Below are 13,590 nucleotides of genomic sequence, written 5' to 3'. Positions count from 1 at the left end.
TGATGATGCTCCTAGCCTCTTAGGACTACATCGGGCCGGCTGTAACTCAGCCACGGAGCAGCCGACTCACGTCGGCAGCACCCGAAGCCGGGTTACAGCGGCCCTCCAGGCGGGGGAGCGCGAGCCCACGCGCGGGAGGTGAACAACCATGCCAGTATACGTTGATTTCGATGTTCCGGCGGATCTCGCCGAGGACGCCCTCGAAGCGCTCGAGGTAGCACGAGACACAGGTAGCGTAAAGAAAGGAACGAACGAGACGACCAAAGCGGTCGAGCGAGGCAACGCGGACCTCGTCTTCGTCGCAGAGGACGTTCAGCCCGAGGAGATCGTCATGCATCTCCCCGAGCTGGCCGAAGAGAAGGACGTTCCCTATCTCTTCGTCGAGTCTCAGGACGATGTCGGACACGCAGCCGGCCTCGAAGTCGGCAGTGCCGCCGCAGCCGTCACCGACGCCGGTGACGCCAGCGGCGACGTCGACGACATCGCCGAGAAACTCGAGGACCTCCAGTAGGTGGTTTAGATGAGTGCAGAGGAATCCGAAGGCGACGGCGGTTCGACGCCCGCAGAGGTCATCGAGGTCGTCGGGCGGACCGGCATGCACGGTGAAGCCATGCAGGTCAAGTGTCGAATCCGCAAAGGCGAAAACCAGGGTCGAATCATCACGCGGAACGTCCTCGGGCCAGTCCGCGAGGGCGACGTGTTGCAGCTCCGCGAGACCGCCCGCGAAGCTGACCAGATTGGAGGCCAATAATGCCACGAACACGCGAGTGTGACTACTGTGGTGACGACATCGAGCCCGGGACGGGCACGCTGCTCGTCCGAAACGACGGGTCGACCGTCGACTACTGCTCCTCGAAATGCGAGAAGAACGCCGACCTCGGACGCGAGCCACGCGAGGTAGAGTGGACCGCGTCCGGGCAGGCGGCGGGTGGACCGGCCACACAGCAGGCGGAAGAGAGCGAGCCGGAACCCGAACCGGAAACCGAGGAAGCCGACGACTCCGAAGCGGCCCCCGACCTCGAAGCGGCCGAGGAAGACGCCGAAGCCGACGAGGCTGACGCCGAGGACGAGGAGCCGGCGGAGACGGACGAAGCTGACGCGGACACCGAGGACGACGAGGCCGAAGAGGAGGCCGAGGCATGAGCCATCACGACGAACGCACGTTCGTCATGGTCAAGCCAGACGGCGTCCAGCGCGGACTCGTGGGCGAAATCATCGGTCGACTCGAAGAGCGCGGGCTGAAGCTGGCCGCGGCGAAGTTCATGCAGATCGACCAGGACCTCGCCGAGCAACACTACGGCGAGCACGAGGACAAACCGTTCTTCGACGAGCTCGTGGCGTTCATCACGTCCGGTCCCGTCATGGCGATGGTCTGGGAGGGTGCCGACGCGACCCGCCAGGTCCGCCAGATGATGGGCACGACGGACCCCAAGGAAGCCCAGCCGGGCACCATCCGCGGTGACCTCGGACTGGACCTCGGGCAGAACGTCATCCACGGCTCCGACCACGAGGACGAGGGCGCAAACGAGCGCGAGATCGAACTGTTCTTCGACGAGGACGAACTCGTCGACTACGAGCGCGCCGACGAGCCCTGGGTCTACGAAGACGCCTGAGGCGGCCCGCTGATTCTCCCTTTTTCACTCGCCCGAGCAGCAGCTATCAGTTACGACACCTGACGGAAACTATATACGAACCCGACGGGAACCCGAGATATGACGTGGCGGCCAGGTCGACGGTTTCGCGACGATGAACGCGGGACGGTTTTCGGACCACTACTGATCGGACCGGAGACGGTCTTCTCGACGCTCGTCGCCGTCGTGCTGGGGCTGCCGCTGGTAGCGGCCCTGGCCGGGGCAGTCAGCAAGCGAGAGCACGCCTTTCAGTACGTCTCCACCGCGGCGGCATCGCTCGTCGCGGTGTTTACCCTCACGGGGACGACGCAGTTCGCGCCCCGGTGGACGGTCGTCGGTATCCTCGCGATCCTGACGGCGATCGCGGCCCACGTCTGGCAGTTCAGACACGACCGCCTCGATGCCGTCGTCGCGGGCAGCATCTACTTCGCGCCGGTGGCGCTCGGATACGTGCTTCTTGCACGAATCGTCGTCTCGATACTCTAATCCGGTCCGAGTTTTATACTGGCGGGCCACCAACTCGGAGGTATGCCCGGCATCAAATACGAGGACTTCCTGGATCTGGACTACGACCCCGCGGATTCGGAACTGGTCTGTGACTTCCGCATCGAACCGGCGGCGGACATGGACATGGAAGCGGCCGCCGGCCGCGTCGCCTCCGAGAGTTCCAACGGCACCTGGGCGGAACTCCAGGTCGAGGGGGCGGTCACGGACCTCTCAGCGACCGCGTGTGCCATCGACGAGTCGTCCGGGGAGATCAGGGTCGCCTATCCGGACGCCCTGTTCGAGGACGGCAACATGGCGCAGGTGCTCTCCTGTATCGCCGGGAACATCCTGGGGATGAAAGCCGTCGAGCGCATCCGCCTGCTCGATTGCGACTGGCCCGAACCACTGTCGACCTCCTTCCCCGGGCCGCAGTTCGGGACCAGCGTTCGCGAGGAGATCTTCGACGCCGGCGACCGCCCCATCACCGCGACGGTCCCCAAGCCGAAGGTGGGGCTCTCGACGGACCAACACGTCACGGTCGGCGAGGAGGCCTGGACGGGGGGCCTCGACCTGCTCAAGGACGACGAGAACCTGACCGACCAGGATTTCAACCCCTTCGCCGACCGGTTGACCGAGAGCCTGGCCGCACGCGACCGGGCCGAGGAGGAGACCGGCGAGACGAAATCGTACCTGGTGAACGTCACGGCGGACACCCGGCGGATGCTCGAACGCGTAGACATGGCGGCCGAGCAGGGCTGTGAGTACGTGATGGTCGACGTGGTGACGACCGGGTGGGCGGCCGTCCAGCGGGTCCGCGAACGCTGTGAGAAACACGGCATCGCCATCCACGCCCACCGTGCGATGCACGCGGCGTTCGACCGGGTACCCAATCACGGCGTCTCGATGCGCGTCGTCGCACAGATCGCCCGACTCTGCGGCGTCGACCACATCCACACGGGGACCGCCGACCTCGGCAAACTCGAAAACGAGGACACGGCCGGCATCAACGAGTGGCTCTACTCGGACCTCCACGGCCTGAACGACGTGCTTCCGATGGCGTCCGGCGGATTACATCCCGGACTCGTCCCGGAGCTCGTCGACCGTCTCGGGACGAACATCGGCGTGCAGGCCGGTGGCGGCGTCCACGGCCACCCCGACGGAACCCACGCCGGCGCGAAGGCACTCAGAGCCGCCGTCGAGGCCGCCGCTTCCGGTGAGGACATCGAGTCGAAAGCCGAAGCGGTCCCCGAACTGGCGACGGCCCTGGAGAAGTGGGGAACTGAGACGCCCCGCTAGGCGGACTCATCGCTCTTCGAGGACGGCTTCGATACAGTCCCAGGAGATGTCGGCGCGAGCGCCGGGTTCGCAGGCGGCGAGCGCGCCGCAAGCGTTCGCCACCGCGAGCGCTCGCTCGTAGTCCGGAGGCGAGCGGTCGTCGAGCAAAGCGGCGATGAACCCGGCGGCGAAGGCGTCGCCGGCACCGGTGGTGTCGACGGTATCGACGGGGAACCCGTCGTGGCTGACGTAGTTGCCCTCGGGCGTCAACACTTCGGCACCGTCGCCGCCGTGTTTGATGGCGACGACGCGGGCGAGGTCCTCGATGGCTCCGAGATGCTCCTCGATAGCGGTGGCCGCCTCGCGCTCGTTGAGAAAGAGGACGTCCGCGAGCGCGATAGTCGCCGAGTAGTCCCGGGCGTGGATGCGACGGCCAGGGTCGAAACTGACCCGCAGGCCGGCTTCTGTCGCCCGTTCGGCGAGCCGCGCCGCGGTGTCCGGCTCCTGGCTCGTCAGGTGGAGGTGGCTGGCCGCTTCGAGGGCTTCCTCCGAGAGGTCGGCCGCGTCGAACGACTCGTTCGCGCCGTCGTTGCCCAGCACGACGACCTCCCCGTCGGCGTCGACGACGAGGTACTTCACTGCTGTCTCGCCCTCGGCGGTCACCAGCGACGAACAGTCGACGCCGGCGGCGGAGAGTTCACGCCTGGCGAGGTGCCCGTTCTCGTCGGTGCCGACGCTCCCGAGCAGCGCGGTCTCGACGTCGAGGGCCGTCAGGGCGCAGGCGACGTTCGAGGCGCTCCCGCCGCCGGACTGGTGCTGGTCGGTGATGGTCGCCTCACCGTCGGCTGCCGGGAAGCGATCGACGCGGAGGGTCACGTCCCAGTTGACGTGCCCGGCACAGATGACACGAGCCACGAACAGGTAGGTTCGAGCGACGGCGGTAAATAGTTCGCCCCGCGAGCGGGCAGGTCACGTCTCCGCTTCCCACGGGTCGTCGGTCCCCTCGCCGAACATATCTCGCATCAGGGTGACGATGCTCTCGGGTGGGAACTGCCCGCGTTCGGTGACGATGGCGTCGACGTACCGCGGCGGTGTCACGTCGAAGGCGGGATTCTCGACTGTTATTTCGCCGATGTCCCTTCGAGCCTCGTCGTCGATCACTTCCCGTTCGTCGCGCATCTCGATCTCGACAGTGTGGCCGGTCAGCGTCGCGGGATGGAGTTTGATAGTCTGTGCGGCGACCATGATCGGGACGCCGCGCTCGCGGGCGACGACGGCCAGCCCGCTGGTTCCGATCTTGTTGATGACCGAGCCGTCGGCGGCGATAGAGTCGGCCCCGACGACGACGTGGTCGACCTCGTCGAGGTAGCGCCGGGCGGCGCTGTCGACGACGAGCGTCACCGGAACGTCCATCTCGCGGAGCGCCTGAGCCGTGATGTGTCCCTGGTTGCGGGGACGGGTCTCCTTGACGACGGCCGAGAGGTCCTTGCCCTGGTCGACGGCGGCCTCGATGCAGGCCAGCGCGTCCGTCGAGTGGCAGTGGGTCATGACCGTGTCACCGTCGCGGAGTCGGTTCGCCCCGACGCGACCGAGATCATCCTGTGCGCGTTCGAGTTGCACGCGAAAGCGGTCGGCGGCCGCGATCGACGTCGCTTTGAGTTCATCGACGGTTTCCCCGTCCATCTGTTCGAAGACGAACCGGAGCGCGTTGGGGAGGCTCACGGCCGTCGGTCGCGTATCGGAGAGCAGTCGAGCGGCGACGCGCATCTCCGAGCGGAAGTCCGTCGGCGTCTCCGCCTCGCTGGCCGCTGCCTGGGTTGCCAACGCATCGGCCACGGCGCGGGCGATGGTGGCGGCCCCGCGCGTCTCCATCGTCGCGATGTCCTCCGCGACGGCCTCGACCTCCTGATGTACCTCCTGACTGCCCATGTCGACAGTGTTGTCGGCCGTCGGGCAAAAACAACGGGGGCGACTTCGAGGCCGGACGTGTTGGCCAGAGGAACCCATACCCGCCCGAACGTGGCGCTACTTGGGATGTCCACAGCAACCTCTCCACGAAACGCGCCGGAATCCACCCACCCATCGACCAATCGGACGAACCAGTCCGAATCGACCTCGACAGTCCCAGTATTGTCGAGATTATGATGACTAGGTACGATATCTATTTTGATATCGAAATATCACCCATAATCGCAGTAAGGGACCGGTTCAATACAGGCTTTTACACAGCGTGAAAACACTGTACGCCCATCGAAAGAGGTCCACATACCGGCTGAACAAAAATAAACGCTCGGCCCCCTTTATGTACACCAGCTCACAAAAGGCAGTTGTCATGCAGGTACGACAACTGCTTTCCGACGACGACGCAGTCAGTCCGGTCATCGGGGTCATCCTGATGGTCGCGATCACGGTCATTCTGGCCGCAGTCATCGCATCGTTCGTGCTCGGGCTCGGCGGGCAGACGAACCAGACGCCGCAGGCCTCGTTCAGCTTCGATTACAACTCACTCAACGACGAGGCTGGCATCGTTACGGTAACTCACGATGGCGGGGCGACGATCAAGGCAAATGAACTCGTGTTCCGTGGACAGGGGTACAACAACAGTATGAATACTGACGCCTCACCAGGTCCATCGGTCGACTATACAAATCCAGATAACAAGTTCATTAACAGTTCCAACACGAAATGGTCCGCTCTGGACAGTGCAAACGTAACAGCGAACGGTGACAAAGGCGGCGACAGCGCTGTGGTGTCCGGTGACTACGCGAAAATCACGGCCAACAACGACTTCGAGATTCAGCTCGTCTACGAGTCCTCAGAAGGCGACAACTCCGCGACTATTGCGGAAGAAACCGGTCCCGAAACCTCGTAATCGCGCGGTAATCTCGTTTTTTCGGACGCTACCCGGATAGCGGCAGCACCGTCGGAGCGTCTCGATCGCTGGAGCCAGTAGTCTTAATATTTCTACAGCAAATTGGACACGTATGCGCGGAGCGCTCCCGTCCAGCGAACGGCTCTTCGACAGCGATCAGTTCGGCGTCATCGTTGTCGGACTCGCCGTATTGGCCTTCGCAATCGGGTACGCTGGTGGGAGCGTCCTCGCTGGCGAATCGATCGGCCAGCAGTTCTGGCTGCTCGCAGTGATTCTCGCACTGGGGGCCGCACTCTTAGCACTCTCCCACGACGAATCCGACGACAAAAAATAAATCCGCGATCAGTCGTCGGCCGGGGCCGCTCGACCGACGTCGATCTCGCCGGCGTCGAGTTCTTCCTCGACTTCGCGGGCGGCTTTCACCATGTTCTCCATCTTGCCGTAGGCCACGTCACGCGGCAGGAGTTTCAGACCGCAGTCGGGCGAGACCGTGAGCTGTTCCGGCGGGACGATCTCGAAGCCCTTCTTGATGTTCTCCTTGATCTGTTCGACGGACTCGACCTCGGCGACGTGGGCGTCGACGACGCCGAGCGCGAGGTCCGCGGTGAACTCCGTCTCTTTGAACACGTCGAGTTGCTCGTAGTTGCCGTTGCAGAGTTCGAGGTCGAACTCGTCGACGGGGTAGTCGAGCATCTCGGGATAGATGCGCGAGTAATCGCCGTAACAGACGTGGAGCCCGACGCGAACGTCCTCCGGGATGTCGTCGACGATCCGGTCGAGGCACTCGCCGACGATGGCGTGGTCGTCCGGCGTCGTCGCCAGCGCCGGCTCGTCGATCTGGATGTACTTCGCGCCGGCCTCGACCAGCCGGACGATCTCCTCGTTGACCAGATCGGCGAGGTCGTAGGCGAGTTCCTCCGTGTCGTCGTAGACCTCGTTGAACGACCAGTTCGCGAGCGTGTAAGGGCCGGTGATCGGGACCTTGACGGGGCGGGCCGACGCCGAGTCGGTGAACTCGAACTCGTCGACGAGCCACTCCTGGTCGTACTCGACCTCGTCGACGACCGAGGGCTTATCGAAGTAGTTGTGCCCCCAGACCTTGACGCGGCCGTTGAACTCGTAGCCCTCGATGAGGTGGGCGAAGTACTCGACCATCTCGTTGCGGCGCATCTCGCCGTCGACCACGACGTCCATCCCGGTCCGCTCGTGTTCGTCCGTGATGAGTCGCGCCGCGTCGTCGAGCGCCTCTTCTAAGTCGTCGTCGTCGAAGCTCGATTCGTCGTCCTCAATGAGATCCTGGGCGCGGTTGAGCCACTTCGGCTTGGGATACGAGCCGACGACGGTCGTCAGCAGGAAGTTGTCGTTGTCGTGGTTCTCGGGTCGGAACTGCTCTCGGGTCATGCTTCCACCTCCGTCTTGTTGACTGCAGCGAGCGCTTCCAGTTTGGCCTCGAACTTGTTGTACGGCAGATAGAACGTCTCCGTGTTGATCGTGGCGTAGACCGTCTCGAAGTCCGCCGAGGGCGTCTGGTCGGCGACCCACTCGATACGCTCCGCGATGGTCTCGGGGTCCTCGACCAGTGTGTTCTGGCCGTCGACCAGACCGAGCGCCACGTCGGATTTCGTGCCGTACTCGTTGATGTTGTAGAGGTTCGCCTCGTGGTCGGCCACGAAGTCGAAGCCGATGGCGTCGACGTCGGCGTCCATCAGGTGGGCGTACACCTTCTCGTCCAGCGCGCCCCAGTAGGTGTGGGCGACGACCTCGGCGTCGGCCTCGCTCGCGACGGCGTCGATGGCCTCGCTGGCGCGTTCGTCGGCACCCTCGCCGGGCGCGTTCTCGACCAGCGACGGTTCGAGCAGGAACAGCGTCTCGACCTCGGGGAACTCGGCGATCTCGCCGGCGAGGAACTCCGCGACCGCGTCGAGGAACTCCCCGTCGTCGCCGTAGTGTTCGTCGGTCGCCAGATCGGCCAGCGAGTACGGCCCCGGCAGCACGGCCTGGAGGCCCTCGTCGACCTGTTCGCCGGCGGCGTTCAGCTCTGCGGCAACGTCGCCGTCGGCAGTGAGGTCACCGGTGACGACCGGCTCCCGATAGAAGTTGTTGTTGTCGTAGTAGCGGACGATGCCGCGCGTGTCGACGTTGTCGTGGACGGCGAGCGGATGCGCGATCATGTCGTCCCAGCGGAACTGGCCCTCGACGATGCGGTCGAGACCGGCCTCGCGCTGGCGGTCGATGATCTCGCTCCGGCCGTGCTCGTAGGCCTCCTGGATCTCCCCAGTCTCGTCGCCGCTAATCAGATCGGCCTTCTGATGGCCCTTCAACTCCGATAACTCGTCTTTCGCCCAGTCGGGCAACGGGAACAAACCCGGCGTCGTCGTGACTACCTCTGGCATTACGCATCGATACGTAATGACGGCCTTTAATATTTGCTAATCAGTTTGATGTTTCTGAGTAATCATTCGGAGCACGACGAGGCGTTCGAAGGGGAACTTTTCGCGTTCGACTTCCTCGACGTGGAAGCCGTTAGCCTCGGCGCGGTCCGTCACTTCCTCGATGCCGGTCAGCGAGGAGACCAGCAGGAGCACGTCGCCGCCGGGCGCGAGAACGCGACCGACGGTGTCGATGAAGGGGTCGACGACGGCACGGCCGGACTCTCCGCCGGAGAGGGCCGTCTCCTGCCAGTCGTCGCGCTCGTCCTCGGGGTCGGTCGGCAGATACGGCGGATTGAACGCCACCGTGTCGAACGTCTCGTCCCGGAAGGGTTCGACGAGGTTCCCGCGAACCGTCGGAACGCCGAGATCCAGGGCTTCCCGGCAGGCGTGGGGGTTCACGTCCACGCCGACGACCGTGGCTCCCTCGTCGGCCGCGACGCTCCCGACCCACCCCGAGCCCGTTCCCACGTCCAACACCAGATCGCCGCGGTCGACGAACTCCCGGGTCACCTCGCCGAGCAGTCGGGAGTCCTCGGCCGGCTGGTACACCGGATCGGGGTCCCGCCGGTCCGCGAGATCCGTCATCGGCCGTCACCCGAACGGTTGTCTTCGGCCGCGTCCCCGTCCCCGCTGGCGCGGCCGTCGGCGGTCGCCCCCTCGACCGACTCCGGGCCGCCGGCGAGTCTGAACCCGTCGGCTTCCTCGCGGGCCATCAGTTCGCGCTGCGGGTACGGGATCTTGATGCCTTCCTCGTCGAAGGCCTCCTTGACGGCGCGGACGAGGGCGGTCTGCGTGTGCCACTTCCGCCGTGCGCTCGGGTCCGAGATCCAGAACCGACACTCCAGGAGAACGGCGGAGTCGCCGAAGCCCTTCCCGACGACGCTCGGCGAGGGCGTCGAGAGCAGCGGGCCGACGTCGGCGTCCGTCATCGCCGCCTCCGCGAGTTCGGCCGCGCGGGTGACGTCCGCATCGTAGTCGATTCCGACCTCGAACGTCACGCGGAGTCGCCCCGAGCGCGACCGGTTGACGATGGAACTGGCGGCGACCTCGTCGTTGGGAATCATGACGTGTTCGTCGTTCCAGGTCCGCAGTTCCGTGTTGAACAGGGTCACGTCGGTGACGATTCCTTCGTCCTCGTCGATGACGACCCAGTCACCGACCTCCAGCGGGCGGGCGAACAGCAGGACGATCCCGGCGAGGATCGACCCGAGCGTCTGTCGTGCGGCCAACCCGACGATCAGACCGATTGCCCCGGCCCCGACCAGCAGGTTCGCCGGGTTGACGCCGGCCAGCGAGAGGACGACCATCCCCGCGACCGTGTAGATCCCCAGTTGCAGGACGTGGTGGAACGCCTCCCGCCGGTGTGCCGTGATGACGTCGCCGCCCCGGTCCTGCAGGATCCCCCTGGTGACGCGGGTCAGCGTGTACGCGATGATGAAGGTGAGGACGCCGACCAGCGCGAGCGCGCCCTGTCGAGGGCCAAAGCGGATGATCGCCAGGCTTTCGAACACCTGATCGATCGCTCGCCAGACGACGACGAGGAACCAGCCCGTCGACGCCGCTGTCAGGCTCACCAGCACCGCCTGGATCGCTTCGGCGTCCCCTTCGGAGTAGTGCTCTTTCAACCGCGGTCCGATCGCACGGATCCAGAATCCGATCGCGACGAACCCGACGACGATGACGAGGCTGGCCAGCGTCTTCCCCGCACGCGTCGAAATCAGCTCCTGAAGAAGCCCGGCCTGCAGGACGGTCCCGGCAACCGGTCCCGCGACGCTCATGACGGGTCGCCGACCTCCCACGCCAACCGGGCCAGCGCCGCGAACTGCGCGGGCGTGACGTTGCCGGCCCGCATCCCCATCAGGTCCTCGTCCGCGTCCGCGACCACGGCGTCCGGGTCGTCCAGCCCGGAGATGTGGCCCGTGTTCCGAATCGCGTTGCGCATCGTCTTGCGCCGCTGGGTGAACACCGCGGTCACGAAGTCCATGAAGAAGTCATCGCTCGGGACCGTGTATTCGGGATCCCGCGGTCGCGTCCGGACGACGACGCTCTGGACCGCGGGCGGCGGCGAAAACGCTTCCTTCGGAACCGGCTCGACGACCTCCACGTCGGCGTAGTGGCCGGCCGTCACCGAGAGGCGACCGTACTCGTCGGTTCCGGGATCGGCCGCCATCCGTTCGCCGAACTCCTGTTGGACCATCACCAGCAGCGGCCGCTTCTGCGGAAGCAACCGGAAGATGATCTCGCTCGATGCGCCGTAGGGCAGGTTCGAGACGGAACTCGTGAACTCGGGCAGGTCGACGTCGAGGGCGTCGCCTTCGATCACGGTGAGTCGGCCGGCATCGATGGCGTCGGCGAACTCTTCGTGGAGGAAGGCCGCGAGATCGGGATCGCGCTCGACGGCGGTGACCTCGTCGGCGACGGCCAGCAGGCGGTCGGTCAGCGCGCCCGTTCCGGCCCCGATTTCGAGGACGTGGCCGGTGTCGAACTCGGCGTCGGTGGCGTACTCCGGCAGACGGTCGAGAACTCGGTCGTCGACCAGGAAGTGCTGGTCGCGGTCGGGGTTCCCGCGGACGCCCGCGCGAGCGAGCAGTGCATCCGGATCGCGTCGATCGCCCGCGGTCCCGTCGTCCCGTGAGCCGCCAGTCATACCGGGACGGTTCCCCTCCGCGAACAAAAGCCTGTCAGTTCTGCTCGTCCTCGCGGACGAACGTCCGGTACTTCAGGTCGTCCTCGCGAAGCTCCTCGAGGATGCGCTCGACGAGGACCTCCTTGGGGTTGTGAAGGCCGCTGACGCGCGATTCCAGGTCCGAAAAGCTCTGGAACGGTCGGCGGTCGCGCTCGTCGAGTAAGTTGTTACGGAGCTTCTTCCCGATGCCGGGCAGGAGGTTCAGTTGGTGCAGTCGGAGCGTGATCGGCTGTGCCTCGTTGTAGAAGTCGACGAACCGATCCTCGTTCCCGGTGACGATCTCCTCGACGACGTAGTCGATCTCCGAACGCGCCCCGCTGGGGAGGTCGTCGTACTCGATGTCGCGACGCCGCTTGATGGGGCCGTCGCCCCCGCGGTCCAGGTCCAGCCGGTCGCCGATCTGGACGTCCGGATCGGTCTCCAGGACGAGTTCCTGCAGTTTGAACTCGTCGACGGTCAACACGTACGCGAGCGGCGACTTCTCGTACTGTGGTCTGTCGTCCTCGGCACTCCCGTGTGGCAAGTAGTCGAGGACGACACCTGTCGTGCCCGCAGTCTGGGATTCAGGCTCGCCGCTCTCGGAATCGCTCATGCCCGTGGATACGACGACGGGCTACATAAAAGCCCCAGCCGCGAGCGGCCCGGTGATTAGGCGTACTTCGCGACGACGTCGAGCACGTCGTCGAGTTCGTCGCCAGAGAGGGAGTACCGTTCCTGTGCGTAGATGGCACGCAGTTCGTCGCGGTCCTGCGGGAGCGTGTTGGCGATCTTGTACGCGGTCGCCTCGTCGACTTTCTCCAGTTCCTGCAGTTCCTCGACGAACTCCTGGGACTCTTCGGGCGTCAGCACCGCAAAGCGGTTGACGTGCTCGATGGCCCGCGCCAGTTCGTAGCGCATCTCCCGCTCCTCGTCGGCGGCGCGCTCGCGCTCCAGGTCGGCGAGCACGTCTTTCGTTTCGGCGAGTGTGAGGTACTCCTCACCGACCTTCTCCTTGAAGATCGTCATTCCTGAGCCGTCAGATGCGCCGGTTTGGCGATGATCGTTTTGTCCTTCCCCTGGTCGTTGATCTCGACCTTGTACGCGCTGCCCTGCATGCCGGCGATGGTTCCGGTCTGACCGTTGAAGCGCGGGTGGAATCGGCCCTCGTTGATGCTCGGGTCGATGCGGAGGTGGACTTTCTGACCGTCGTCGTACTCGGCGATCGATCGCTGGGGCGGGGAGGTCCCGCGTTCTCGGGGTTTGTTCTGTAGCTTGTGTCGCGTCTTCTTCAGGGGTCCGTGCGAGTTGGGCATTCGTGCCCGTCGGTTGTCGGGACGGGCTTATAAAACGTGCGTTCCCGTCCCGTGAGCCGAGTCACCGGGTGGGCGTTTTCTCGCTGTGAAAACGCAAAGGGTAATTTATGTCTTTTGGCCGAATACTGGTACTCGTACCATGATGACACCGGGGGAGAAGGTCACGGCATTGGGGATGCTCGCGATGATCAACGGTTCCTTGCTGTTGCTGTCGGGCTATCTGGCGGCGGGAGCGCTGATCGCGACGGTGCCGTTCGCCACGGTCGTCGCCCATCAGTAACCGACGACGTCCGACAGGAGCTATCGCTGGGACGCGGTCGTGAGTGACGGCGAAAAACAGGCAGTTGCTTAGAGGCGACCGACCGAGTCGACGGAAACGCTCTCGACGCCGTCGACGCTCTGGAAGCCCTCCTCGACGGCTTCCGTCCCGCCGGATTCGTCGGGGACGACGACGGTCGGGAACAGGGCGACGAGACCGAACGCGACGTCGTCGCGCTCGAACCCGTTGATTTTGGCTCCTTCGGGCAGGGACTGTTCGAGGCGCTCCTGGAGCGCGTCGAGGTCCACTTCCGGGCTCTGCGGCATTACCTTGATCTTGGCTGCGACTTTTCCCATGGGTAGTGGTGTGAATGAGGGTGTATTGGGGTTGCGATTTCGACTCAGGGACCGGTGAACCCGCAGTCGGGGCACTCGTAGAGGTTGCTCTGCTTGCGGCACTTGGCACATCGGTAGATCTGCTGGCCGCAATCGGGGCATTTGAACGCCGCGGCGTTGGTCCCGGAGATGTTGATCCCGCAGGAGATGCATTTCTGCTTGCGCTTCTGCTGACCTTCGCTCATACCGGGGTGGAAGGTACCCCTACATTTAACGCTTAACAAACCGACCGGGAGGTTCGCGGTTGCCACGGACCGCTTTA

General features: G+C 64.9%; 21 protein-coding genes. 9 read left to right on the top strand and 12 right to left on the bottom strand.

Annotated elements, in window-relative coordinates:
- The first annotated feature begins 148 nt into the window (after window positions 1-148).
- The 6 genes from rpl7ae (at window position 149) to rbcL (ending at window position 3,413) form a co-directional block, all read left to right on the top strand.
- Window positions 149-511, top strand: a complete 363-nt coding sequence (rpl7ae, locus tag E2481_RS00610; protein WP_136715185.1) for a 50S ribosomal protein L7Ae — start codon at window positions 149-151, stop codon at window positions 509-511.
- Window positions 512-520: 9 nt separating this feature from the next.
- Window positions 521-751, top strand: a complete 231-nt coding sequence (locus E2481_RS00605) for a 30S ribosomal protein S28e (RefSeq protein ID WP_136715184.1) — start codon at window positions 521-523, stop codon at window positions 749-751.
- Window positions 751-1,143: a 50S ribosomal protein L24e gene (locus E2481_RS00600; RefSeq protein WP_136715183.1), complete on the top strand. Its 393-nt coding sequence runs from the start codon at window positions 751-753 to the stop codon at window positions 1,141-1,143. The genes E2481_RS00605 and E2481_RS00600 overlap by 1 nt, the downstream gene beginning before the upstream one ends.
- Entirely contained in the window at window positions 1,140-1,613 is a 474-nt protein-coding gene (ndk, locus tag E2481_RS00595; protein WP_136715182.1) for a nucleoside-diphosphate kinase, read from the top strand. The genes E2481_RS00600 and ndk overlap by 4 nt, the downstream gene beginning before the upstream one ends.
- 99 nt (window positions 1,614-1,712) lie before the next feature.
- Entirely contained in the window at window positions 1,713-2,117 is a 405-nt protein-coding gene (locus tag E2481_RS00590; RefSeq protein WP_136715181.1) for a hypothetical protein, read from the top strand.
- Window positions 2,118-2,159: 42 nt separating this feature from the next.
- Window positions 2,160-3,413 carry a type III ribulose-bisphosphate carboxylase gene (gene rbcL / locus E2481_RS00585; protein WP_136715180.1) on the top strand — a complete coding sequence of 418 codons (1,254 nt, stop codon included), beginning with the start codon at window positions 2,160-2,162 and terminating at the stop codon, window positions 3,411-3,413.
- Window positions 3,414-3,419: 6 nt separating this feature from the next.
- Here the strand turns inward: rbcL and E2481_RS00580 are convergent, their stop codons facing one another.
- Together E2481_RS00580 and E2481_RS00575 are read right to left on the bottom strand one after the other, a co-directional pair.
- Window positions 3,420-4,307, bottom strand: a complete 888-nt coding sequence (locus E2481_RS00580) for a carbohydrate kinase family protein (protein ID WP_136715179.1) — start codon at window positions 4,305-4,307, stop codon at window positions 3,420-3,422.
- 54 nt (window positions 4,308-4,361) lie between these two features.
- Complete coding sequence (locus tag E2481_RS00575; RefSeq protein WP_136715178.1) at window positions 4,362-5,321, bottom strand: ribose 1,5-bisphosphate isomerase; 960 nt, start codon at window positions 5,319-5,321, stop codon at window positions 4,362-4,364.
- 301 nt (window positions 5,322-5,622) lie between these two features.
- Between E2481_RS00575 and E2481_RS00570 the strand changes: the two genes are divergently transcribed.
- A complete protein-coding gene (locus E2481_RS00570; RefSeq protein WP_306293919.1) occupies window positions 5,623-6,264 on the top strand; it encodes a type IV pilin N-terminal domain-containing protein in 642 nt (213 codons plus the stop codon).
- Between the two features lie 112 nt (window positions 6,265-6,376).
- Window positions 6,377-6,598 carry a hypothetical protein gene (locus E2481_RS00565; protein ID WP_136715177.1) on the top strand — a complete coding sequence of 74 codons (222 nt, stop codon included), beginning with the start codon at window positions 6,377-6,379 and terminating at the stop codon, window positions 6,596-6,598.
- 8 nt (window positions 6,599-6,606) lie between these two features.
- On the opposite strand, the gene E2481_RS00560 is transcribed toward E2481_RS00565, so the two are convergent.
- From E2481_RS00560 to E2481_RS00525, 8 genes are read right to left on the bottom strand one after another with little or no spacing between them, the layout of a single operon-like run.
- Window positions 6,607-7,665 carry a methionine synthase gene (locus E2481_RS00560; RefSeq protein WP_136715176.1) on the bottom strand — a complete coding sequence of 353 codons (1,059 nt, stop codon included), beginning with the start codon at window positions 7,663-7,665 and terminating at the stop codon, window positions 6,607-6,609.
- A complete protein-coding gene (locus E2481_RS00555; RefSeq protein WP_136715175.1) occupies window positions 7,662-8,657 on the bottom strand; it encodes a methionine synthase in 996 nt (331 codons plus the stop codon). Before E2481_RS00555 ends, E2481_RS00560 begins: the two co-directional genes overlap by 4 nt.
- A gap of 36 nt (window positions 8,658-8,693) precedes the next feature.
- Window positions 8,694-9,281 carry a HemK2/MTQ2 family protein methyltransferase gene (locus tag E2481_RS00550; RefSeq protein ID WP_136715174.1) on the bottom strand — a complete coding sequence of 196 codons (588 nt, stop codon included), beginning with the start codon at window positions 9,279-9,281 and terminating at the stop codon, window positions 8,694-8,696.
- Window positions 9,278-10,474: a mechanosensitive ion channel family protein gene (locus E2481_RS00545; protein ID WP_136715173.1), complete on the bottom strand. Its 1,197-nt coding sequence runs from the start codon at window positions 10,472-10,474 to the stop codon at window positions 9,278-9,280. The genes E2481_RS00550 and E2481_RS00545 overlap by 4 nt, the downstream gene beginning before the upstream one ends.
- Entirely contained in the window at window positions 10,471-11,343 is an 873-nt protein-coding gene (locus tag E2481_RS00540) for a 16S ribosomal RNA methyltransferase A (RefSeq protein ID WP_136715172.1), read from the bottom strand. Before E2481_RS00540 ends, E2481_RS00545 begins: the two co-directional genes overlap by 4 nt.
- Window positions 11,344-11,377: 34 nt before the next feature.
- A complete protein-coding gene (locus tag E2481_RS00535; protein ID WP_136715171.1) occupies window positions 11,378-11,974 on the bottom strand; it encodes a DUF655 domain-containing protein in 597 nt (198 codons plus the stop codon).
- A gap of 56 nt (window positions 11,975-12,030) precedes the next feature.
- On the bottom strand, window positions 12,031-12,387 hold the full coding sequence (locus E2481_RS00530) for an RNA polymerase Rpb4 family protein (protein WP_136715170.1): 357 nt from the start codon (window positions 12,385-12,387) through the stop codon (window positions 12,031-12,033).
- Window positions 12,384-12,674: a 50S ribosomal protein L21e gene (locus E2481_RS00525; RefSeq protein ID WP_136715169.1), complete on the bottom strand. Its 291-nt coding sequence runs from the start codon at window positions 12,672-12,674 to the stop codon at window positions 12,384-12,386. Before E2481_RS00525 ends, E2481_RS00530 begins: the two co-directional genes overlap by 4 nt.
- 139 nt (window positions 12,675-12,813) lie before the next feature.
- On the opposite strand from E2481_RS00525, the gene E2481_RS18485 reads away from it, so the two are divergent.
- Window positions 12,814-12,954, top strand: a complete 141-nt coding sequence (locus E2481_RS18485) for a hypothetical protein (RefSeq protein WP_169302342.1) — start codon at window positions 12,814-12,816, stop codon at window positions 12,952-12,954.
- 68 nt (window positions 12,955-13,022) lie between these two features.
- Here E2481_RS18485 and E2481_RS00520 read toward each other — a convergent pair whose 3' ends face one another.
- Window positions 13,023-13,289 (bottom strand): elongation factor 1-beta, encoded by a 267-nt coding sequence (locus tag E2481_RS00520; protein ID WP_136715168.1) that lies wholly within the window; start codon window positions 13,287-13,289, stop codon window positions 13,023-13,025.
- Window positions 13,290-13,333: 44 nt separating this feature from the next.
- Entirely contained in the window at window positions 13,334-13,513 is a 180-nt protein-coding gene (locus tag E2481_RS00515) for an HVO_2753 family zinc finger protein (protein ID WP_136715167.1), read from the bottom strand.
- Between the last annotated feature and the right edge of the window lie 77 nt (window positions 13,514-13,590).

It is taken from the genome of Halorientalis salina, from assembly GCF_005049285.1.
Lineage (GTDB): Archaea > Halobacteriota > Halobacteria > Halobacteriales > Haloarculaceae > Halorientalis > Halorientalis salina.
This window is presented reverse-complemented; position numbering and strand designations above follow the sequence as displayed.

Bases quoted from the DNA above. Each gene is read 5' to 3' on its own strand.
- rpl7ae (WP_136715185.1), top strand. From the start codon at position 149: ATGCCAGTATACGTTGATTTCGATGTTCCGGCGGATCTCGCCGAGGAC.
- E2481_RS00605 (WP_136715184.1), top strand. From the start codon at position 521: ATGAGTGCAGAGGAATCCGAAGGCGACGGCGGTTCGACGCCCGCAGAG.
- E2481_RS00600 (WP_136715183.1), top strand. From the start codon at position 751: ATGCCACGAACACGCGAGTGTGACTACTGTGGTGACGACATCGAGCCC.
- ndk (WP_136715182.1), top strand. From the start codon at position 1,140: ATGAGCCATCACGACGAACGCACGTTCGTCATGGTCAAGCCAGACGGC.
- E2481_RS00590 (WP_136715181.1), top strand. From the start codon at position 1,713: ATGACGTGGCGGCCAGGTCGACGGTTTCGCGACGATGAACGCGGGACG.
- rbcL (WP_136715180.1), top strand. From the start codon at position 2,160: ATGCCCGGCATCAAATACGAGGACTTCCTGGATCTGGACTACGACCCC.
- E2481_RS00575 (WP_136715178.1), bottom strand. From the start codon at position 5,321: ATGGGCAGTCAGGAGGTACATCAGGAGGTCGAGGCCGTCGCGGAGGAC.
- E2481_RS00565 (WP_136715177.1), top strand. From the start codon at position 6,377: ATGCGCGGAGCGCTCCCGTCCAGCGAACGGCTCTTCGACAGCGATCAG.
- E2481_RS00560 (WP_136715176.1), bottom strand. From the start codon at position 7,665: ATGACCCGAGAGCAGTTCCGACCCGAGAACCACGACAACGACAACTTC.
- E2481_RS00555 (WP_136715175.1), bottom strand. From the start codon at position 8,657: ATGCCAGAGGTAGTCACGACGACGCCGGGTTTGTTCCCGTTGCCCGAC.
- E2481_RS00550 (WP_136715174.1), bottom strand. From the start codon at position 9,281: ATGACGGATCTCGCGGACCGGCGGGACCCCGATCCGGTGTACCAGCCG.
- E2481_RS00545 (WP_136715173.1), bottom strand. From the start codon at position 10,474: ATGAGCGTCGCGGGACCGGTTGCCGGGACCGTCCTGCAGGCCGGGCTT.
- E2481_RS00540 (WP_136715172.1), bottom strand. From the start codon at position 11,343: ATGACTGGCGGCTCACGGGACGACGGGACCGCGGGCGATCGACGCGAT.
- E2481_RS00535 (WP_136715171.1), bottom strand. From the start codon at position 11,974: ATGAGCGATTCCGAGAGCGGCGAGCCTGAATCCCAGACTGCGGGCACG.
- E2481_RS00530 (WP_136715170.1), bottom strand. From the start codon at position 12,387: ATGACGATCTTCAAGGAGAAGGTCGGTGAGGAGTACCTCACACTCGCC.
- E2481_RS00525 (WP_136715169.1), bottom strand. From the start codon at position 12,674: ATGCCCAACTCGCACGGACCCCTGAAGAAGACGCGACACAAGCTACAG.
- E2481_RS18485 (WP_169302342.1), top strand. From the start codon at position 12,814: ATGATGACACCGGGGGAGAAGGTCACGGCATTGGGGATGCTCGCGATG.
- E2481_RS00520 (WP_136715168.1), bottom strand. From the start codon at position 13,289: ATGGGAAAAGTCGCAGCCAAGATCAAGGTAATGCCGCAGAGCCCGGAA.
- E2481_RS00515 (WP_136715167.1), bottom strand. From the start codon at position 13,513: ATGAGCGAAGGTCAGCAGAAGCGCAAGCAGAAATGCATCTCCTGCGGG.